Source organism: Streptomyces sp. JH34 (genome assembly GCF_029428875.1).
In the GTDB taxonomy this organism is placed as follows: Bacteria; Actinomycetota; Actinomycetes; order Streptomycetales; family Streptomycetaceae; genus Streptomyces.
This window is the reverse complement of sequence record NZ_JAJSOO010000001.1, coordinates 1,478,217-1,498,800: the sequence shown is the minus strand read 5'-3', so window position 1 is coordinate 1,498,800 and position 20,584 is coordinate 1,478,217. Positions and strand designations below refer to the sequence as shown.

The 20,584-nt window shown below is 66.8% G+C and carries 17 protein-coding genes and 1 pseudogene; 7 read left to right on the top strand and 11 right to left on the bottom strand.

All coding sequences use genetic code 11. The annotated features are described in order from the left end of the window. Nucleotides 1-191: 191 nt before the first annotated feature. Nucleotides 192-392, top strand: coding sequence for a hypothetical protein (locus LWJ43_RS06675; protein WP_277331362.1), 201 nt, complete (start codon nucleotides 192-194; stop codon nucleotides 390-392). Between the two features lie 259 nt (nucleotides 393-651). Here the strand turns inward: LWJ43_RS06675 and LWJ43_RS06670 are convergent, their stop codons facing one another. Beyond that, nucleotides 652-1,080 (bottom strand): MerR family transcriptional regulator, encoded by a 429-nt coding sequence (locus LWJ43_RS06670; RefSeq protein ID WP_346771976.1) that lies wholly within the window; start codon nucleotides 1,078-1,080, stop codon nucleotides 652-654. Nucleotides 1,081-1,157: 77 nt separating this feature from the next. On the opposite strand from LWJ43_RS06670, the gene LWJ43_RS06665 reads away from it, so the two are divergent. Further along, nucleotides 1,158-1,865: an SDR family oxidoreductase gene (locus tag LWJ43_RS06665; RefSeq protein ID WP_277331359.1), complete on the top strand. Its 708-nt coding sequence runs from the start codon at nucleotides 1,158-1,160 to the stop codon at nucleotides 1,863-1,865. A gap of 337 nt (nucleotides 1,866-2,202) precedes the next feature. On the opposite strand, the gene LWJ43_RS06660 is transcribed toward LWJ43_RS06665, so the two are convergent. From LWJ43_RS06660 to LWJ43_RS06640, 5 genes are all read right to left on the bottom strand, one after another. Then, the gene (locus LWJ43_RS06660) at nucleotides 2,203-3,420 is read right to left on the bottom strand and encodes an IS110 family RNA-guided transposase (RefSeq protein ID WP_277331358.1); all 1,218 of its coding nucleotides are present in this window, start codon (nucleotides 3,418-3,420) and stop codon (nucleotides 2,203-2,205) included. Between the two features lie 503 nt (nucleotides 3,421-3,923). Continuing rightward, nucleotides 3,924-5,435, bottom strand: coding sequence for a N,N-dimethylformamidase beta subunit family domain-containing protein (locus LWJ43_RS06655; RefSeq protein ID WP_277331357.1), 1,512 nt, complete (start codon nucleotides 5,433-5,435; stop codon nucleotides 3,924-3,926). 261 nt (nucleotides 5,436-5,696) lie between these two features. Then, nucleotides 5,697-6,800 (bottom strand): FG-GAP repeat domain-containing protein, encoded by a 1,104-nt coding sequence (locus tag LWJ43_RS06650; protein WP_277331356.1) that lies wholly within the window; start codon nucleotides 6,798-6,800, stop codon nucleotides 5,697-5,699. Nucleotides 6,801-6,892: 92 nt separating this feature from the next. Next, nucleotides 6,893-7,777 (bottom strand): IS3 family transposase, encoded by an 885-nt coding sequence (locus LWJ43_RS06645; RefSeq protein WP_277331355.1) that lies wholly within the window; start codon nucleotides 7,775-7,777, stop codon nucleotides 6,893-6,895. Next, nucleotides 7,774-8,079: a transposase gene (locus tag LWJ43_RS06640; RefSeq protein WP_277331354.1), complete on the bottom strand. Its 306-nt coding sequence runs from the start codon at nucleotides 8,077-8,079 to the stop codon at nucleotides 7,774-7,776. The genes LWJ43_RS06645 and LWJ43_RS06640 overlap by 4 nt, the downstream gene beginning before the upstream one ends. Nucleotides 8,080-8,178: 99 nt before the next feature. Here LWJ43_RS06640 and LWJ43_RS06635 point away from each other — a divergent pair, with 99 nt between their 5' ends. Next, entirely contained in the window at nucleotides 8,179-9,027 is an 849-nt protein-coding gene (locus tag LWJ43_RS06635) for an ATP-binding protein (RefSeq protein WP_277331353.1), read from the top strand. Between the two features lie 264 nt (nucleotides 9,028-9,291). Here LWJ43_RS06635 and LWJ43_RS06630 read toward each other — a convergent pair whose 3' ends face one another. Together LWJ43_RS06630 and LWJ43_RS06625 are read right to left on the bottom strand one after the other, a co-directional pair. Then, nucleotides 9,292-11,751 (bottom strand): tetratricopeptide repeat protein, encoded by a 2,460-nt coding sequence (locus LWJ43_RS06630; protein ID WP_277331352.1) that lies wholly within the window; start codon nucleotides 11,749-11,751, stop codon nucleotides 9,292-9,294. Between the two features lie 2 nt (nucleotides 11,752-11,753). Beyond that, nucleotides 11,754-12,155 carry a hypothetical protein gene (locus LWJ43_RS06625; RefSeq protein ID WP_277331351.1) on the bottom strand — a complete coding sequence of 134 codons (402 nt, stop codon included), beginning with the start codon at nucleotides 12,153-12,155 and terminating at the stop codon, nucleotides 11,754-11,756. Nucleotides 12,156-12,390: 235 nt separating this feature from the next. On the opposite strand from LWJ43_RS06625, the pseudogene LWJ43_RS06620 reads away from it, so the two are divergent. Further along, a pseudogene (locus LWJ43_RS06620) lies at nucleotides 12,391-12,558 on the top strand (IS630 family transposase); the annotation flags it as partial. Nucleotides 12,559-12,824: 266 nt separating this feature from the next. On the opposite strand, the gene LWJ43_RS06615 reads toward LWJ43_RS06620, so the two are convergent. From LWJ43_RS06615 to LWJ43_RS06605, 3 genes are all read right to left on the bottom strand, one after another. Further along, entirely contained in the window at nucleotides 12,825-14,354 is a 1,530-nt protein-coding gene (locus LWJ43_RS06615) for a helix-turn-helix domain-containing protein (RefSeq protein ID WP_277331350.1), read from the bottom strand. 149 nt (nucleotides 14,355-14,503) lie between these two features. After that, nucleotides 14,504-14,704, bottom strand: a complete 201-nt coding sequence (locus LWJ43_RS06610) for a DUF4236 domain-containing protein (protein WP_277335828.1) — start codon at nucleotides 14,702-14,704, stop codon at nucleotides 14,504-14,506. 78 nt (nucleotides 14,705-14,782) lie between these two features. Continuing rightward, the gene (locus LWJ43_RS06605; RefSeq protein WP_277331349.1) at nucleotides 14,783-15,541 is read right to left on the bottom strand and encodes a GNAT family N-acetyltransferase; all 759 of its coding nucleotides are present in this window, start codon (nucleotides 15,539-15,541) and stop codon (nucleotides 14,783-14,785) included. Between the two features lie 405 nt (nucleotides 15,542-15,946). Between LWJ43_RS06605 and acnA the strand changes: the two genes are divergently transcribed. From acnA to LWJ43_RS06590, 3 genes are all read left to right on the top strand, one after another. After that, nucleotides 15,947-18,661, top strand: coding sequence for an aconitate hydratase AcnA (acnA, locus tag LWJ43_RS06600; protein WP_277331348.1), 2,715 nt, complete (start codon nucleotides 15,947-15,949; stop codon nucleotides 18,659-18,661). A 70-nt stretch (nucleotides 18,662-18,731) separates the two neighbouring features. Beyond that, nucleotides 18,732-19,961 (top strand): ROK family protein, encoded by a 1,230-nt coding sequence (locus LWJ43_RS06595; protein ID WP_277331347.1) that lies wholly within the window; start codon nucleotides 18,732-18,734, stop codon nucleotides 19,959-19,961. Between the two features lie 103 nt (nucleotides 19,962-20,064). Then, entirely contained in the window at nucleotides 20,065-20,259 is a 195-nt protein-coding gene (locus LWJ43_RS06590; RefSeq protein ID WP_277331346.1) for a nucleotidyltransferase domain-containing protein, read from the top strand. The last annotated feature ends 325 nt before the right edge of the window (nucleotides 20,260-20,584 follow it).

Below are 20,584 nucleotides of genomic sequence, written 5' to 3'. Positions count from 1 at the left end.
GATCAGACGTCCCGGGAGAGACCAGTGAAGGCAGTGATCTGCCGCGATGAGCTATTGATCCAGGAGCGCTTTCTGCGGTGCTGCGAGCGGGTGTCGAACGTCTGACAGGCGAGGGCGGCAGCAGCCTCGGCTGACCCACTCCCACGCGGCTCGGTCCCCCTGGCAGCACAGGCAGTGAAGACGCACGAGCAATGCGCAAGCCGAAAGCCCGGCAGGGGCAGGCCGCGGCGCGCGCCAAGGCCGGGCGCGACGGGCGCTCCTCGTGCGATCCGCGCCCCCTGTTCGCGTGCGGCCTACGCTCCCTGCGTCGCCGCCGCCTCACCTACGCGGCCACCGCTTGTGCGGTGGCCGCCACGGTGGCCGGCGTCATTGCTGTGGCCGGAGGCGAATGACCACCGGCGGCCGGTCCCCGACACCCGCGCCCGGACCCATACGGAAGCCGACGCCTGCCCGCTCTCGCCGTCGCACATACGGTCAAGGCCGCCGGCCACCGATCATTGGCGTCACCGGCGGGTCAGGAGTCGAGCACCGTTCTCTCGGCGGGCAGGTCCCGCTGCGGCACAACCGGATCGGGAGGCAGGCCGAGCGCTCTGAGCACGTGAAAGGGGGCCGGCTGCGACCCACTCGTCGACCCTCGACCTGCGACCGCCGTCAGCGCCTGTTCGGCCGCAATCCCGGGATGCGCTCGCGCGGTAGCCGCGCGGCTGACGACATGGCGGGGCCTTCGTCCGCCTCGCAGGTAGCCGGGGAGTCCTTGTACGCGGCGGCGAGGCGGATCAGTTCCTCGAGCCTGTCATGAGCCTTGGTCAGGTCGCCGATCTGGGCTTTGATCCGGTCACGCTCGGCCTCGAGCCGGCGTGCCATGCGAGGGGTCGCGACAAGGGTGTCCAGGAACGGCAGGATGGGCAGGATCGCCTTGCTCGACAGCCCTGCCGCGTAGAGCAGTTGGATGAATCTCACCCGCTCCACGGCGGAGTCCGGGTACTGCCGGTGGCCGCCGGGCCCGCGGTCGGCGACGACGAGTCCCTGTTCCTCGTAGTACCGCAGCGCGCGGACGCTGACCCCGGCGCGCTCGGCCACCTGCCCGATCCTCAAAGCGCCTCCCGCCGGCTCCCGACTTGATTCTCACGTCGACGTCAGGTTTTAGCGTACGCGACATGAACCTCAACGGAGCCACCGCGCTCATCACCGGAGCCAACCGCGGCATCGGCCGCCACCTCGCCGCCCAGCTCGTCGAGCGAGGAGCCAAGGTCTACGCGACCGCCCGCCGTCCCGAGTCGATCGACCTCGAAGGCGTCCAGGTCCTCGCCCTCGACGTCACCGACCCGGAGGCCGTCGCGAACGCCGCTCGCGTCGCCGCCGACGTGAACCTGCTGGTCAACAACGCTGGTATCGGAGGCGGTCCTCTGCTCGGGGACCTGGATGGCGTCCGAGCCGCGCTGGACGTCAACTTCTGGGGCTCGTTGTCAGTGTCCCGCGCCTTCACACCGGTCCTCGCGGCCAACGGCGGGGGCGCGATCGTGAACATCGCCTCCTCGGCCTCCTGGTTCGTCTTCCCAGGCAACGGCGCCTACGGCGTCTCGAAGTCCGCCCTGTGGAGCATGAGTAACGCGCTGCGCCAGGAACTGACCGGCCAGGGCACACGCGTCACCTCCGTGCACCTCGGCGCGGCCGACACAGACATGATGAAGGGCTACGACGTGCCGAAGACGGACCCGGCCGACGTTGCCCGTATCACCCTCGACGGTGTCGAGTCCGACGCGTTCGAGGTGGTCCTGGACGAGTTCACCGCCATGGTCAAGGCGTCGCTGGCCGAGGACCCGCGGGAGTTCGACACACGGTTCCAGCGGTTTCTGAGCGCTTGACACCGCGCCCCCTGGTCGCCTGGCCGCTGTTCCCGGGGACGCGCGAACGGGCGTCCGGTGGGCCCCACCGCTCGCGGCGCCAGCCGAGGGCCAGGGGACGAAGCAGTAGTGGAGGGGGTTCGTCGATCAGGTGGCAGAGCCGGTCAAGAGACAGGCGCGATCAGGGATGACGCTTCGGCAGGCATGGTCTTCCACAGGGTCGCGGGGCGTCGAGAACTCTGTGATCTCTTGTGGGGCCGTGCCTGCTTCGCATGCCGCAACGCTGCCGAGGGGGGGTGCCTCTATGTCGTTCGTCAAGGCACCCTGTCGGGTTTGGGGTGGTTCGGTGTTGCTGGGGTTATGCGGCGAGCTCGACGTTCTTGGGCGCCCGCGATTCGTAGAAGGTGCCGTCGCGGAGCATGGCGAACAGGACGCTGATGCGCTGGCGGGCGAGGCGGAGAAGGGCTTGGGTGTGGGTTTTGCCGCGGGCTCGCTGCTTGTCGTAGTAGGTCCGGGAGGCCGGATCGGCGTTTATGCAGGCGAAGGCGGAGAGGAACATGGCCCGCTTCAGCTGCCGGTTCCCGCCGCGGGGCGCGTGTTCGCCATGGATCGAGGTGCCCGAGGACTTGGTCGTCGGTGCGAGGCCGGCGTAGGAAGCCAGGTGGGCGGCGGTGGGGAAGTTGGTGCCGTCGCCGACGGTGACCAGCAGGACTGCGGCGGTCCTGACGCCGACGCCGGGCATCGAGGTCAGGACTTGGGAAAGAGGGTGGGCCTCCAGCAGGCTGTTGATCTGGGCTTCCAGGGCCCGGCGCTGTTCGTGGACGGCGGCGAGCGAGCGGGCCAGGGACGGGACCACGATGTCGAGGGTGCCGGTGCCGGGAACGGTCACGGTCTGCTCGTCCAGGGCGTCGAAGATGTCGTCGATCAGCCGTGCGGCCATGCGCGGGGCCTTGGGCCGGATCAGCTCGACGAGGCGGCGTCGGCCGGCTTTGCGCAGGGCGGCCGGGGAGCCGTGGCGTTCAAGGAGCCAGGTGACGGCTTGGTGGTCCAGGCGGGGCCCCAGGACGCGCTCCAGGCTGGGGTGGAACTGGGTGAGAAGGCCGTGTATCCGGTTGCTGGTGCGGGTGGCCTCGGCGGCCAGGTCCTGGTCGAAGCCGGTCAGCACGGTCAGCTCGGCGGTGATCTCGTCGGTCAGTTCGAGCGAGCGCAGGGTGTGCGGCATGGTCCGTGCGGCGTCGGCAATGACGGCCGCGTCCTTGGCGTCGGTCTTGGCCTCGCCGGGGTAGAGGTCGGCGATCCGGCGCATAGCCAGGCCGGGCAGGTAGGCGACGCGACAGCCGGTGTCCCGGGCGACGGCCAGGGGCAGAGCGCCGATGGAGGCGGGCTGGTCCACGATGACCAGGACGGTGCCGAACTTCGCGGTCAGCTTGTCGAACACGGCCCGCAGCTTCGGCTCGCTGTTGGGCAGCGGCTTGTCGAAGACCTTCTTCCCGGCCGGGGTGAGCCCGTGCCCGTGGTGAGCGGACTTGCCGACGTCCAGGCCGAGGAACACGCCCACGTCTTCGATCTCGAACATCGCGCCCTTCCAGGGGGTTTGACGGTGCCGGCCTCGGCTCGGGTGTCGTGCTCGCGCATCCACGTTATGCAGACCTGCCGCCCGCGAACTGTCCGGCATTGCGCCGGACCGGACGGTGGCCGGACCTCTGATCAGCGTCTCCGACGAACACCCCCGGACCCGGTGACACCACCCCCCAGGTCATGCCTTCGACAGGGGGACACAGTCATGCCGGGCCCAGAGGCCAGCGGCCCCGTTGCAGGACCGCGAAAAACATAACGGGGGCGGTGTCGTTGTCGGCGAGGATGAGCTGGAGCCGCGGGCCGTAGGCGTCGGTCAGGGCTTTGAATCGGCCGTAGATTCGGCGGCCTCGTTCCTGGTCTTCGCGGTTGCTGCCCAGTGCTCTGCGGGGCGAGTCGATGAGCAGGATCGACGGGACGAGGATCTGGGCAAGCCCCCGATCCTGACCTCAGTGTCTTCCAGACCTGTGAACGACTGCTGTCGTTCCAACAGAGACAGTCCTGCTATGGCCTATTGCGAGGTTCCAGCATGCGAGTGATGAGGTTGCCGGTGGCTCGCTGGACGTGCGGGTTGCGGTGGTCGGGGTCGTTGAGAGCGAGCGGCCAGTGGAAGGTGCCGGCGACGAAGACGAGGGTCCCCTGATGGTTCTCGCAGAGGCTGGTGTTCTGTACGGCGCGGCCCCGGTTGCGGCTGTCGACGTAGGGGGATGCGGCGAGCAGGGTCTGCTTGGTGTCGGCGGGCTGGGGCATCGCGGGGTTGAAACCGTCTGCTTCGACGGCGATCAGGTCAGGTATTTCGTCTCCGTCCCGCAGGCCCGTTCCTGACCAGAACCAGTGCTTGCTCTCGCTGACCACCAGGGGGACGGGTTTCGCGAGGATGCCGTTGTACTGGACGCCTATCAGGCGCTGTTCGGCTTTATGGTGCTTTTTGCCGAGGTGGCGCCATCGCATGGTCGGGCCGGCTTCGCCTGGTTCCGGGTCTGGGGCTTCCTTGTAGCAGGTCACCACACGGGAGGGCCGGTCTTCGGTGCCTGCCTCGAGACGTATGTGGAAGTAGATGTTGTTCGAGGCGAGGAACGCCAGGTGGGTTCCGGCGTCCACGGCGCTCTCGGCGCAGTCGCGCATCTCCTTGGACCAGTATTCGTCGTGTCCGGAGAAGACGATCGCGGTGTACTGCGAGGGGTCGATGCGTCCCTCGTGCAGATCGACGCTGGTGGCATAGGTGATGTCGTAGCCGGAGCTCTCCGCCCACCGTGCCGCGCTGATATCCATGTCGAACCAGCGGGGCAGGCCGAGCTGCATGTACGGCCGGTCGAAAGAGACCTTGAAGGCGCGTTCCGGGTTGCCGCCTATCTCACCGTCGGCGGTGTACCCCTTGTACAGGTTTTTCCCCGTACGACCATCGAGCGGCCACATGTTGTACGCCTGATACGTGGTGAAGGGGACGACCATCAGGACATCGGAACGGCGGGCGGTGTCCCGCACGACGAAGGGCGTGTAGCTGCGGTGGCCGTCCTGGGAGGTGAAGACAGCCAGGAATATCCCCGACACCCACGTGTTCGGTATTTCCAGCGTCCAGGAGACCGGCCAGTCGCAGGAGATGAGACCGGTCTCCGGATGCGGGTCTGGCTTCTTCTGCGGTTTGACCTTCACCGGCTCGCTGGTCAGGAGATGCCGGGCACCGACAGCTGCGTAGTGACCGATGCGGTAGACCGCTATGGTGCAATTCTGTGCGGTATGCGAGGCGATATGAAAATCGATGGATTCGCCGTGGCTGACCGAGGTCGCTGATGCGTAGCCCTGGACCTGCGCAAGATCATCGGTCACGCCCTTGAGACCGTCACGTCCCAGCGGCCACTGGTCCGAGCCGATGGCCGTGTTCTCCCGGACGGCGGGGTTGTTGCCGGTTCGCGCTGCCGGACGCGTGGGAAGAGGTCCGGCCTGTTCGCGCAATTGATAGCCGACGAAGCCGACTGCACCGAGACTGATAGCCCCCAGCGCGGTACGACGGGTCACCTTCGACACAGGAATGCTCCGAAGCCTGGACGCCAGGCCTCACGCCTCTCGCGTCGATTCAAGGTGTGACCGGTGAGCAACGAAACCTCTTGGGTGCTTCCAGTCAACAGTCGGTTCATCATATGCATGTAATGCCCATGCCGAGTCATGGCTGTGAGGTGTCATGGAACACACCGGGGCCTGCTGGTCACGGAGTCCGGGGCCAGAGGCGCGTTGAGTCCCGGGGTGGCGGCCCTCCGTGGAGGACCACCACCCGTTCAGTCAGCTTCCGTATCGCTCAATCACGTAGGACCGTGGGTAGCTGTAGCCAGAAGTGACGCCCCAGCTGCTCACAGGCTTGGCGAACTTGCGCCCCGCTGTTGCCGACCACGTCCAGGCCTTGATGCTGCCGTCGTCGTAGCCGTACAGAGCGCCGAGGTCGTCGAGGCCGTCCCCGTTGTAGTCACCGATGACGATCGACATGTGGTCTCGCCACATGTTGTCCGGAGGCGTGGTCCACGCCTCTGCCACGGAACTGAACGTGCCCGTCGTGCTACTCGGGAAGATGTAGATGCTGTCGTGTCCGTCGGCGTAGTCGTACCATGCTGCGATGTCGTCCCGGCCGTCCCCGTCGAAGTCGCCGGCGTGCACCGACGTCCGGTCCCAACTACCCCACGTGGTACTGCTCCACGAGCCGACAGGGTTGCCGAAGCCTCCTGTGGGTGTGGCGAGGAATGTCCAGATCTTGTTGCTGCCGTCCGTGTAGCCATGGAAGACGGCCATGTCGTCCCTGCCGTCACCGTTGAAGTCTCCGGTCACGGGCTTGTCCCTGGACGCTTCCCAGCCTCCGGTGGGGCGGGTCATCGACTCGAACGGAGCGTTGAAGCCTCCCCGGACATTCGCGGTGAAGGTCCACAGCGTGTCCCGGCCGTCGGCGTAGTCGTACCAAGCGGCGACATCGTCCCTGCCGTCACCGTTGAAGTCTCCGCTGCTGACCGTCATCCGCGCGAAGCTCCAGTTGCCGGCCGGGACCTGCCAGGACTTGGAGGGCGCTGAGAACTTACCGCTCGTGCTTCCCAGCCACGTCCACAGCGCGACCTGTCCGTCGGCATAGCCGTAGACAGCGGCCACGTCACCGATTCCGTCGCCGTTGAAGTCGCCTGTGGTGCGCTTCATCCTGCTTGCCGTCCACCCTGTCGGCACGTTCCACCCGGTGAGCGGGTTTTTGAACGTCCCGTCAGAGTTGGTCAGGAAAGTATGAATCGTGTCCGACCCGTCTGCATGGTCGTACCAGTCGGCCATGTCGCTTCGGCCGTCGCCGTTGTAGTCATGCCGCTGAGCTGTGCCGCTGCTCCACAGCGACTGGCCTCTGACGTTATGGATCACGAGGCTGCCACGGTCCTGCAGGACGGCGTATCCCTCGGCGCCAGTGGTCTTGGAGTCCCTGAAGTGACCCCTCAGGTCCCGACACTTCCGTTTTATGCCGCGAGGTCCAGTCGTTGATGGCAGCGGATCCTCGCCTGGTATGGCGTGATGTAGCCGATGGTCGAGTGGAGCCGCTCCCGGTTGTAATGTTCCGCGATCCACTGGAAAACGTCCTGCCGAGCCTGCGCCCGGGTTTCCCAGACGGTCGTCCCAATCTCTGCTTTCAGGACGGCGAAAAAGCTCTCCGCGGCAGCGTTGTCGAAGCACGAACCGGTGCGCCCGGCGCTCTGTCGGATGTCCAACTCGCCGAGTAGCGAGCGGAATTGATGGGACGTGTATTGGGATCCGCGATCGGAGTGAAAGATCGCGTTTCCTGCAGTGTGTCCACCCGCATGGGCCATCCGGATGGCGTCCGCAACCAGTTCGGTGCGCATGTGGCCGGCCATCGACCAGCCCGCGACCTCCCGCGTGCACAGATCGATCACCGTCGCCAGATACAGCCATCCCTCGGCCGTCGGCAGGCAGGTGATGTCCCCGACGAATTTCAGACCCGGCAGCGGCGCGGTGAAGTCCCGCAGGATCAGATCCGGAGCCGGCGGCGCCGTGCGGTCCTGTCGCGTCAGCGACCGCGACTTCCGTCGCGTTATCCCGACGATTTCACGCTCCCGCATGATCCGGGCGACGCGCTTGCGGTTCACCATGTGACCCTGGTCCCGGAGTGTCCGGGTGATCCGCAGGGCCCCGTAAGCTCCCCGGGAATCGGTGTGGATCTCCCGGATTCGGCAGGCCAGGACCTCTTCCTCATCGGCCTTCTCCTGCCGCGCCTCCTTGTTCTGGTGCCAGGCGTAGTAGCCGGAGCGGTCCCATCCGAGAACATCACACATCCGCTTCACCCTGTGGGCGCCTCTGTGCTCGTCGACGAAACGGAAGCGGATCACCGTGTCGTCTCCCGCGCGAAATAGGCGGCGGCTTTCCGGAGGATCTCGTTGTCCTCCTTCAGCCGGGCGTTCTCCCGCCGCAGGCGCTTGAGCTCTTCCTTCGCGTCAGGGGTCACGCCTGCGTCACCCCCGCCGTCCGCCGCCTGGACACGGGTCCGGTCCTCCCGGACCCACTTGCGCAGGGTCTCCAGATGGATGCCCAGGCCGTGAGCGATGTCGGTGAGGGAACGGTCCGGCGAGGAACGCACCAGGTCCACCGCGTCCCGCTTGAACTCTTCGGGATAGTTCTTCCGCTTTGCCACCTTGGATCACTTCCCCTGGATGACGAAACATCCAGCGTCCAGGTGTCGGAATTTCGGGGGTCACTCCACTACGGAGCCGACCCCCAAGCGCTGTCGGACGTGCTGCTGCTCGCCCCCGCCGCCCAGGTCGCCGACCACCGACGGAATTTCCCCGGCATCGACGTCCAGCCGCTCGCCTTCTCCTCCGCTGAACTCCAGTCGTCCCACTGGCGCTTCCTCATGGGAGCGGTCGGCAACCAGTCAACGTACATCCGGCAGCTGACCCGCATCATGAGGTCGAACCGCAACAATCTGAACCTCGGCGTCATCCGGCAGGGCGTGGCCGATTCCGGTATGCCTGACCACGTCAAGCAACTGGCCCAGGAGCGGCTCAACCTCGCCGAGGACTACATCGACGACAATGCCCGGCTCGCCAGCCTCATCCGACCAGGCCGGCTGATCGTCGTTGACCTCCGCGACGAGTACATTGAGAAGGACGAAGCACTCGGCCTCTTCGTCGTCCTGATGCAGCTGTTCGCCGAGGGCCGCAGCGGGGACGAACACTTCAACAAGCTGGTCGTCTTCGACGAAGCGCACAAGTACATCGACAGCCCGGACCTCGTCGCCGGCCTAGTCGAGACCGTCCGCGAGATGCGCCACAAGGGAGTGAGCATCCTGGTCGCCAGCCAGGACCCGCCCTCGGTACCGATCTCTCTGATCGAACTCTCCGACCACGTCATCCTGCACAAGTTCACCTCGCCGGCCTGGTTGAAGCACCTCCAGAAGGCAAACACCGCCTTCGCTAGTCTGCGCGCTGAGCAGATGGCGCAGCTTCAGCCCGGTGAGGCGTACGTGTGGGCGAGTAAGTCCACTGACCCGGCGTTCACTCACGGAGCCGTCCGAATGCGATGCCGTCCTCGGGTGACCCAGCATGGCGGAGGGACGAAGACGGCGACGGGTGGACAGTGAGCTGGCGGCACGTCGCCCAGAGTCGGACTTCGAACGAGTGGCGGGGGGACCTCGGCTTCGGCCTTGGGGCAAGGCCCCAGTCAGATTTCACGACGCCATCTGATCACCGCACCCGACTACCGCACCGAGATGCAGCACCGCTTTACCCTCTGGAACCAGATCGCCGGCGTAGCCACCGCGGTCTGAACACACCACCACCACCGGCCGCCATTCCTGACGTGCCATCAGTCAGCCCGCTCGCGGATAACTTGACAACGCCACTCGTCACTGAGCTCGCAGGGAGCGAATATCGTCGCGCATGTTGACGACGGCTGGATCGTTAGGCCCCAGTCTGCTGGCGGCAAATTCAAGCGTCTCCTCGTAGAGCGGAATCGCCCGAGCGAGGTCTCCGGCAAGCTTGTATGCGTAGGCGAGATTATTCCGCGAGTTGAACGTGTCTTGATGCTCCGGTCCAAGGACTCGGGTACGGCCGATCAGTGCCTGTTCGTAGAAGATAATGGCACGGGGAAGATCACCAACTGCGCTGTACGTGAATCCCAACATGTTCTGGGTTGCGAGGGTCGTGGGATGGTCGACTCCAATAATCTGGATACGATTTTCCAACAGCTGGTTGTAAATTGAGATGGCGCGATCCGGCTGCCCTGTTGAAATATACAGGCTGGCGAGTCTTTCTTGCGTGCTCGTCAACTCGGCGCTATCGGGGGCGAAGATGCCTGGCGCATCATCGATCACCTGCTCCAAGAGTGGAATAGCGCGGTGTGGTTCATCAACCTCGCAGAGAGCAATTGCGAGGTTGTTCCGCGACGTCACTGTGTCCAGGTGATCCCTCCCCAGTATCCGAACCCTCACGCCAAGGGCCAGTTCTAGATAGGGGATGGCGCCAGATGGATCCCCGTTGGCGAGATGGACGCCGCCGAGTAGGGCTGATGAAGCGGCAGTTGCTTCGTGATTCAAACCGAGCGTATGCAACCGATCGAACAGGACCTGGCTGTACAGTGACATCGCTGTGGCTATATCTCCGCTGGTCTCATACGCAAGACCAAGGCAGGCTCGCGCGGTGAAGGTCAGCGGGTCCTCCCCGCCAAGGATGTTTACGCAGTCGGACACCGCGTCGTCGAGCATGGAGATCGCAGCAGAGTGGTCGCCCCCTGCGAGGATGGCCCGCGCATAGTTCACCCGATAGGTCAAAACGCTTCGGCTGTCTTCGCTAAATCTCGGAGTCGCTTCATCCAGCGCCCATTTGAAGTGCTCCGTAGCCCCCGACGCGTTCTCTGCGGCAAATTGTATCTGTCCAAGCAAGTTTTGGATGTCTGGTGAGCCTGAAGGTCCCGCTCCGATCCGGACTATTACCTGATGTGCCCTCTGCGCATAGTAGTTTGCCTGTCCCAACTGGCCTTGGTGCAATAGAAAATATGCGGAAATCCGATAGAGTGCGGCTGCTCCAAGGGTTTCGTCGCTCGCTTCAATTTTCGAGGTCAGCGAGTCGACGTGCGGCATCAGACTGCGACGCCACCGTGTTTTGAAACCCTCCTCGGGATCCTCATCGCCCAGTGCCTGACACAGAATATCTGTAGCGGTAAACGATGACTCGAACGTCCCATCAGGGGAGGTTCGACTCCAAGCAATGACTAGCTTTTGCACGAGGCGGTGGACATTCAATGTCGGCTCGTCGGCACCTTCGGTCCAACGGATCACGCTGTATTTCGCGAGAAGTCCGACCGCTGTGCGCACCGCTTGTGGAGACTCCATCCGGAAAAATAGCGAACGGGGGATTCCGTCAGGCGCAAACCATGCCATTACGCGCAGCAGCTCTTCCGCAAGTGGATGGCCGCTGAGTCTCTTAAGGTTTGCCTGAAGGACCCTGGCAACTGTGTGCGCTGAGTCCTCGGAAGCCGAATGGTCGATGAGTACGTCGAGCGGGGCGGCACTCAGGTTCTCAAGATAGTGGCGTGGTCTGGTTCGGGTCTGCGCGATATTGGCTGCCGCTAATTCGATCGCGAGCGGTAGATAGCCCAGCTCTTCACACACGAGGGCAGCGTCGCTCAGGTCCTCACTGTTCAGGGCTGACCGTCCGGCGATTGTGACCAGTAGGCCCAGCGCAGCGTCAGGGTCCAGAACGTCGAGTGGCATCACCGGGCCGATGTGGTGCCAGCCCGTGGCCTGTTGGCTGGTGACGATGAATCGTCCCCGAGGCAGCTGGCTGAGTAGAGCGCGTACGTCCCTGGGGGATGAGGCATTGTCCAGAACGAGCAACCAGTCGTCATGAGTCTGAAGCCAGGCTCGCGCCCACTCCGCAGCAACTTCGCTCGGCTGATCGACCAGCCCAGGGTCAATGCGACAGGCCAGCCGGGACAGGCCGTACTCGATCTGGGTCGCGTCTCCGGCCGATATTTCCCAAACAGGGTTGTACTTGCCCCGGTACTCGGAGGCTGTCTGAGCGGCCAACGACGTTTTGCCCACGCCGCCGCATCCAGTGATTACAGCGACCGAACCGGGGGGCCCGCCGAGGATGCCCTTCAAATGTTTCTGCTCGCCGATCCGGCCAGAGAAAACCGGGCTCTTGCCGCTGTGGAACCCGAACACATCGGGGGGCGCAGGCACCGCCGCTGTCGGCTTCGGTGCGCCCGGCGCAAGAGTGATCTGGGTGATCGAGGCATTGTCACCGGTGGAAACGATCCCGGTGTTGTTCCCGACAAGGACGGATCGTTCGAAGCCCTGATCCACGCCTACCTCTGGATGGTCGCGTTGTCGCCTGTGGAGATGACTCCGTCGTTGTGCGTGACGGCGACGGAACGTGTTCCCGTCGCCTGAGCCGTCACAGGCGAGTCAGTCAGAAGCTTCTTGAGGTCGGAGGCCAAGTCGGTGTCTTCTGCAAGGGCCTTCTTTATCTGGGCGCGCAATGCGCCGAGGAAGTCCTCGTCGTCGAGGGCACTGGTCAGATCCTGAACGGCAACATCGATACGGGGCTGCACGTCCTCATTCCGTCGCAACCGTGCCAGCAACCGTTGTCCCAGGCGCACGGTCTCCATGGCCGCCGCGTCCTCGGCATGCACCAAGACGTTCGCTCCGTAGGCGGCGACGGCTGCCGTCACGCTGGGCATCACCGCATCGACAAGCGATGGATCCACGCATTCCTCCCCAGAGGTTGATCGAGTGCGTAAGAGATGTCCACTGTATCGAACAGCCTTGAGGTGCAGGGCCGTTGATTCCAGACGGTGCGGGGCAGCTCTTGTGGATGGGCGGCCGGCGCTGTGGCGCACCCGCGGGGTGCAGCGCTGGGCTGGTGCCCCAGTCACGAAGTCATCGAGGCAGCGGGAGAACTAGAAACTGGAATCTTTCCTGTCGTAGACGGGTCACGCCGAAGGCCGCCACCGCAATCCGCCCGAGCGTGCGGTGGTGCTCTGTGTCGACGAGAAGTCCCAGGTGCAATGCCTGGGACGATCGCAGCCCGTGCTGCCGGGGATGCCTGAGCGCCGCACCCACGACTACCTGCGGTACGGCATTACCAGCCAGTCCGCCGCATTCGACGTGGATGGTCGACCAGACGCAGTCGGCGTGACACGGCCGACATCGAATGTTGCGAGGCCACTTCGGCGACAACTCTCCGTAAAGGCTGACTGGCGCTCAGGTTTTCCTGACATACCGTCAACCATGCAAGATCATCTTGCACATGCGTTGCACAAGGTGCTGAAAAGCAACGGTGATCGTCGAAGGGGTGTGAAGGTAAGTATTCGCAGGTCAGCTCGCATATTGAGGTGTCGTGCCCCTTGCCCTCAAGGGGCACGACACCCCGCCGGTCAGATGTCCCGGAAGATCTCGATCTGCGCCCCCACCGAGTTCAGCCGCTCCGCCAACTCCTCGTAACCGCGGTTGATCACGTACACGTTGCGGAGCACGGACGTGCCCTCGGCCGCCATCATCGCCAGCAGGACCACCACCGCGGGCCGCAGGGCCGGCGGGCACATCATCTCGGCGGCGCGCCAGCGGGTCGGGCCCTCGACCAGGACGCGGTGCGGGTCCAGCAGCTGGAGCCTGCCGCCCAGGCGGTTCAGGTCGGTGAGGTAGATGGCGCGGTTGTCGTAGACCCAGTCGTGGATCAGGGTCTGGCCGTGCGCGGAGGCCGCGATGGCCGCGAAGAACGGCACGTTGTCGATGTTCAGGCCGGGGAACGGCATCGGGTGGATCTTGTCGATGGGGGCCTCCAGCTTGGAGGGCCGGACCGTCAGGTCCACCAGCCGGGTGCGGCCGTTGTCGGCCGCGTACTCCGTCGTGCGGTCGCAGTCGACGCCCATCTCCTCCAGGACCGCGAGCTCGATCTCCAGGAACTCGATCGGGACCCGGCGGATCGTCAGCTCGGACTCCGTCACCACAGCGGCGGCCAGCAGGCTCATCGCCTCGACCGGGTCCTCGGAGGGGGAGTAGTCGACGTCCACGTCGATCTCCGGCACGCCGTGCACGGTGAGGGTCGTCGTCCCGACACCGTCGACGCGTACGCCGAGCGCCTCCAGGAAGAAGCACAGGTCCTGGACCATGTAGTTGGAGGACGCGTTGCGGATGACGGTCGTGCCGTCGTGCCGCGCGGCGGCCAGCAGGGCGTTCTCGGTCACCGTGTCTCCGCGCTCGGTCAGGACGATGGGGCGGTCCGGCCGGACCTCGTGGTCGACCCGCGCGTGGTAGAGCCCGTCGGTCGCCGCGATCTCCAGGCCGAAACGGCGAAGCGCGATCATGTGCGGCTCGATCGTGCGCGTGCCGAGGTCGCAGCCTCCGGCGTACGGGAGGGTGAAGCGGTCCGTGCGGTGCAGCAGCGGGCCGAGGAACATGATGATGGAGCGGGTCCGGCGTGCGGCGTCCGCGTCGATGGCGTCCAGGTCGAGCTCGGCGGGCGGGAGGATCTCCAGGTCGACGCCCTCGTTGATCCAACGGGTGCGTACGCCGATGGAGTTGAGGACCTCCAGGAGCCGGAAGACCTCCTCGATGCGCGCCACCCGGCGCAGGACGGTGCGGCCCTTGTTGAGCAGGGAACCGCAGAGCAGCGCGACGCACGCGTTCTTGCTCGTCTTGACGTCGATGGAGCCGGAGAGGCGGCGTCCGCCGACCACGCGAAGGTGCATGGGTCCGGCGTAGCCGAGCGACACGATCTCGCTGTCGAGGGCTTCACCGATGCGGGCGATCATCTCAAGGCTGATGTTCTGGTTGCCGCGCTCGATGCGGTTGACGGCGCTCTGGCTCGTGGCGAGCGCCTCGGCAAGCTGACTCTGTGTCCAGCCACGATGCTGACGGGCGTCACGGATGAGCTTGCCGATACGTGCGAGGTAGTCATCTTCCATGGCTGCACGCTATCTCAGATATGAGATGACGATCTGCTGGGGGTGTGCCAGTCGGGTAACCACACCGTGCCGGGTCGCGTGGGGGCGCCTGATTCGAGGATCGGGCGCGCCCGGCGGCCCGGCGTGCGGTGCTGCGCCGATCGGGTGAGTCAGCCTCGGCGGGTGCGCCTCGTCGTCCTCCGCCACCCGAAGGGGCCGGGCAGGTCCATCGACGTGGTGCGCCGGCCGGTGCTGCTGTGCGTGCGCTTCGGGCCGTGCCGTCCGCCCGTGGTGACGGACCAGGAGCGGCGGTTGATGTTCAGCCGGACGCCCGGAAGGATCTGGAAGCTCTTGCGGAACGTGAGCGGCATCTGCTCCTCCTCTGTCAGGAGTAGGAGCGGCATGGGCTCCTCCTCTGTCAGGGGTACGCGTATCCCGAAGCGGCCGGGTCATGCGCGCGGCGCGGATCCGGGCGGACCTGTCCGTGTGTCCCGTGGGCCGCGCTGCCGGCAGGCCCTCGGCGCGGTGGCGGCCCTGGCGGAGTCCGGGCCGGCCGGGCCCGGCCCGCGCAAGGCGTTAGCCAAGGGCGCCTCCACCCTCCATCCCGTCGCCTCGTACAGGGCGCGGCCCTCCGCCGACGACGCCAGCAGGCCGACCAGGGCGCCCCGTTCGGCGGCCGTCGTGGTGAGGGTGCCCATGACCACCCGGCCGAACCCGCGGCGCCGGTGTGCGGGATGGGTCTCCACCTTGTCGACGACGGCGGTGGCGCCGTCGACCGAGGCCTGCCCTCGCGCGGCGGTGGTGCCGTCGGGGGCGTGCACCCGCGCGTGGACGACTCCGGCGCTGGTCCAGCTGTGGAGCCGGTAGCCGTCGAGGAGCGGGGCCGGAGCGCCCGCGGAACAGGAGTCCAACGCGGTGGACATCAGGAAGCCGGGCGGGTCGGGGAGCGACCAGTCCGGTGCGATCCAGGAGGCCAGTGAATTTGCCGGCACGAACGCCTTGAGCCGGACGCCCGGACCGGTGGCGCTCGTGGTCAGCTCCCGCACGGTCGCCTCGTCGGCGGCCGGCAGGACGTGGCTCACGTTCCCGGCGGGCCCGTTCGTCACCGTGAAGCCCCAGGGTGTCGGGCTCGGTTCGCCGGCGCCGCGGGAGAGGGCCCAGCCGTGGACCCATGCCCGCACGGTCTCAGAGGTGTCGATGAAGTGCACTGCACCCTCTCCGGGCAGGGGTGGACGTCGGTGTACGGCGGTCGCACCGGGCGCCCGTGGGGGTGCCGCGCACGGTGACCTCTCGTCACGCTCGGGCACACGCATCCTGCCGCACCGACGGAAGCGCGGCCCCGTCGGATTCGGACTGGACCCGTCCGGCCCCTGGTCGTGGCCGTGCGTCATCGCGGAGTGGCGCCGGACACGGGCTCCCGGGCATGACCGCGCGGCGGCGATGTACTAGAGTTATCTCGACATCGAGATATCTGCCGAGGCGCACCGCAGCCGCCGCTCAGTAAGGGTTACCTAACTAATCCTTACCTTAGCGGATGGTGGGGGCCGCAGGCGGCGCCGGCCGCACATGAGGCGCGGCGCGGTTGAACGCGCACATTGAAGAAGGAGACTGTCGTGTCGGCGAACAGCTTCGACGCCCGCAGCACGCTGCGCGTGGGCGACGAGTCGTACGAGATCTTCAAGCTGGACAAGGTCGAGGGCTCCGCGCGCCTCCCTTACAGCCTGAAGGTGCTGCTGGAGAACCTGCTCCGCACCGAGGACGGCGCGAACATCACCGCCGACCACATCCGGGCGCTTGGCGGGTGGGACTCGCAGGCCCAGCCCAGCCAGGAGATCCAGTTCACGCCGGCCCGCGTGATCATGCAGGATTTCACGGGTGTCCCGTGTGTCGTGGACCTCGCCACCATGCGTGAGGCCGTCAAGGAGCTCGGCGGTGACCCGGCGAAGATCAACCCGCTGGCCCCGGCCGAGCTGGTCATCGACCACTCCGTCATCGCCGACAAGTTCGGCACCAACGACGCGTTCGCCCAGAACGTCGAGCTGGAGTACGGCCGCAACAAGGAGCGTTACCAGTTCCTGCGCTGGGGCCAGACCGCCTTCGACGAGTTCAAGGTCGTCCCCCCGGGCACCGGCATCGTCCACCAGGTCAACATCGAGCACCTGGCGCGCACGGTCATGGTCCGCAACGGCCAGGCGTACCCCGACACCCTCGTCGGCACCGACTCGCACACCACCATGGTCAACGGCCTCGGTGTGCTGGGCTGGGGCGTCGGCGGCATCGAGGCCGAGGCCGCGATGCTCGGCCAGCCGGTCTCGATGCTCATCCCGCGCGTCGTCGGCTTCAAGCTGACCGGTGAGCTCCCGGCCGGCACCACCGCCACCGACCTCGTGCTGACCATCACCGAGATGCTCCGCAAGCACGGTGTCGTCGGCAAGTTCGTCGAGTTCTACGGTGAGGGCGTCGCCGCCACCTCCCTCGCGAACCGCGCCACCATCGGCAACATGTCCCCGGAGTTCGGCTCCACCGCCGCGATCTTCCCGATCGACGACGAGACGCTGAACTACCTGCGCCTGACCGGCCGCGACGCGCAGCAGGTCGCGCTCGTCGAGGCGTACGCCAAGGAGCAGGGCCTCTGGCTCGACCCGGCCGCCGAGCCCGACTTCTCCGAGAAGCTCGAGCTCGACCTCTCCACGGTCGTCCCCTCCATCGCCGGCCCGAAGCGCCCGCAGGACCGCATCGTCCTCGCGAACGCCAAGGCGCAGTTCGCCCAGGACGTCCGTAACTACGTCGCGGACGACGAGGAGGCGGGCAAGGAGTCCTTCCCGGCCTCCGACGCCCCGGCCGCCTCCGACGGTGTCCCGACGAACCCGGTCACGGTCACCGCCCCCGACGGCACGACGTACGAGATCGACCACGGCGCCGTCACCGTCGCCGCGATCACCTCCTGCACCAACACCTCGAACCCCTACGTCATGGTCGCCGCGGCGCTCGTGGCGAAGAAGGCGGTCGAGAAGGGCCTGACCCGCAAGCCGTGGGTCAAGACCACCCTCGCCCCGGGCTCGAAGGTCGTCACCGACTACTTCGACAAGGCGGGCCTCACCCCGTACCTCGACAAGGTCGGCTTCAACCTCGTCGGCTACGGCTGCACCACGTGCATCGGCAACTCCGGCCCGCTGCCGGAAGAGGTCTCCAAGGCGGTCAACGACCACGACCTGGCCGTCACCTCGGTGCTCTCCGGCAACCGCAACTTCGAGGGCCGGATCAACCCCGACGTCAAGATGAACTACCTGGCGTCCCCGCCGCTGGTCGTCGCGTACGCCATCGCCGGCTCGATGAAGGTCGACATCACCAAGGACGCCCTCGGCGTCGACCAGGACGGCAAGCCCGTCTTCCTCGAGGACATCTGGCCCTCCGAGGCCGAGGTCAACGACGTCGTCGCCAACTCCATCGGCGAGGACATGTTCAACAAGTCCTACCAGGACGTCTTCGCGGGCGACGCCCAGTGGCAGGCGCTGCCGATCCCGACCGGCAACACCTTCGAGTGGGACTCCGAGTCCACCTACGTGCGCAAGCCCCCGTACTTCGAGGGCATGACGATGGAGACGACCCCGGTCGAGGACATCACCGGCGCCCGTGTGCTCGCCAAGCTGGGCGACTCGGTGACCACCGACCACATCTCCCCGGCCGGTGCGATCAAGGCCGACACCCCGGCCGGCAAGTACCTCACGGAACACGGCATCGAGCGTCGTGACTTCAACTCCTACGGCTCGCGCCGCGGTAACCACGAGGTCATGATCCGCGGCACGTTCGCCAACATCCGCCTGCGCAACCAGATCGCGCCGGGCACCGAGGGCGGCTTCACCCGTGACTTCACACAGGCCGACGCCCCCGTGTCGTTCATCTACGACGCCTCGCAGAACTACCAGGCCGCGGGCACCCCGCTCGTGATCCTGGCGGGCAAGGAGTACGGCTCCGGCTCGTCCCGCGACTGGGCGGCCAAGGGCACCGCGCTCCTGGGCGTCAAGGCCGTCATCGCCGAGTCCTACGAGCGCATCCACCGCTCGAACCTCATCGGCATGGGCGTCCTCCCGCTGCAGTTCCCCGAGGGCCACACCGCCGAGTCCCTCGGCCTGACCGGCGAGGAGACCTTCTCCTTCACCGGCGTGACCGAGCTGAACGACGGCACCACGCCGCGCACCGTCAAGGTCACCACCGACACCGGTGTGGAGTTCGACGGCGTCGTCCGCATCGACACCCCCGGTGAGGCGGACTACTACCGCAACGGCGGCATCCTGCAGTACGTCCTGCGCAGCCTGATCCGCAAGTAAGGGTTCAGGAAGTGGGCGAAGGGCCGCACCCCCGGGGTGCGGCCCTTCGCCCGTTAGGCTCGAAGGTCTGATGAAGAACAACCTCACGTCGCCGGCGGCCAAGGCCGGACACGAGTCCGTGCGGCGCCACAACCTGAGCCTGGTCCTGCGGACCGTCCGCGACGAGGGCGAGGTCACCCGGGCCAGGGTGGCGAGCCTCGTGGGACTGACCAGGGCCGCCGTGTCCTCCCTCGTCGAGGAACTGCTCGCCCTGGACTGCCTCAGCGAGTCCGGCAAGACCTCCAGCGGATCCGCGGGACGGCCCGGTACCGGCTTGAAGCTCTCCCGCACGGGCCCGGCGGGGCTCGGCGTGGAGATCAACATCGACTACGTCTCCGTGTGCGCCGTCGACCTCACCGGCACCGACCGGGTCCGGGTCACCGAGCACACCGACCACCGGGACGTGCCGCCCGCCGAGGTCCTGGCCCACGCCGCCCGGCTCACCAACCGCGTCATCGCCTCCACCCGGGAACAGGAACTGCGGGTGGTCGGCGTCGAACTGGCACTGCCGGGACTCGTCTCCGGCGGCGTCGTCCGGCAGGCACCGAACCTCGGCTGGACCAGGGTCGCGGCCGAGGGCATCTTCGGACAGGCGCTCAGCACGCTGCGTCCGGCCGGGCGGGCGCTGGCCGTCGGCTCCGGGAACGAGGCAAATCTGGCGGCCCTGGCCGAGCTCTGGTTCGGCGGCCTCGAAGGCGTACGCACCTTCCTCTATCTCACGGGTGAGATCGGCGTGGGCGGCGCGCTCGTGGTGAACGGCGAGATCCTGCGGGGCGCCCACGGGTTCGCCGGCGAGATCGGCCACGTCGTGGTCGACCCGAAGGGCCCGCTCTGCCGGTGCGGGGCGCACGGCTGCCTGGAGCAGTACGCGGGCCGGGCGGCGCTGCTGCGGGCTGCCGGCATCGACCCGGACACGGGCCTGCGCGGCTTGGCGGAGCTGGAACAGCGGGCCGCGGCCGGGGAGAAGCGGGCCGTCACCGCGCTGCGTGAGGCGGGGGACCGGCTGGGCGTGGTCCTGGCCGGCGCGGTCAACCTCTTCGACCCGGAGGCCGTCGTGCTGGGCGGGATCTACCGCGGCCTGATGCCCTGGCTGGAGGGCCCGGCCGACGCCCAGCTCACCGCCCGGGTCGTCTCCGGCCGCTGGCACGAGAACGGCAGCCGGCTGCGCGCCTCGTCCCTCTCCGGTGACGCGGCACGGGGCGCGGCGGCCCGGGTGGTGCACGACGTCCTGGACAACCCCGCGGCGTTCGCGGTGCGTTGAGCACCTTCCCGGGAAAGCGATGTTCCGGGGACCCGATATCCGGAGGGGACGCAGGGGCGGGAGTGATACGTTCGAAGACTTTGTTCCCGCCCGAAGGAGAGCCATGGACGTCCCCTCGCTTCACGGTCGGTTCCTCGGCGAGGTACTCCCGCGGATCCGGCAGGACCCCCGCGTCGCCGGAGCCGCCGTCGCGGGATCCCTCGCGGCCGGGCGCCCCGACGTCCACTCGGACGTCGATCTGATCGTGGTCGTCGAGGACGATGCCTCGACGACGTCATGGCGGAGCGTCTCGCGCTGATCGGGTCGTGGACCGACCTCGTCGCCGGCTTCACCGGCGAGCACGTGGGGGGACCCCGGCTGATCGTCACCCTCGTCGGACCGCCCCTGCTCCACGTCGACTTCATGTTCGTCCGCGCCCGCGACTTCGGCGAGCGGCGGGAGGATCCGGAGGTGCTGTGGGACCGGGACGGCCGACTGGCGTGCTCGCTCGCGGAACATCCGCTGCGGGCCACGTCACCGGACCTCCAGTGGATCGAGGACCGGTTCTGGATCTGGGTGCACTACGGGGCGACCAAGCTCGGTCGCGGCGAACTCTTCGAGACCGTCGGGTTCCTCGGCTATCT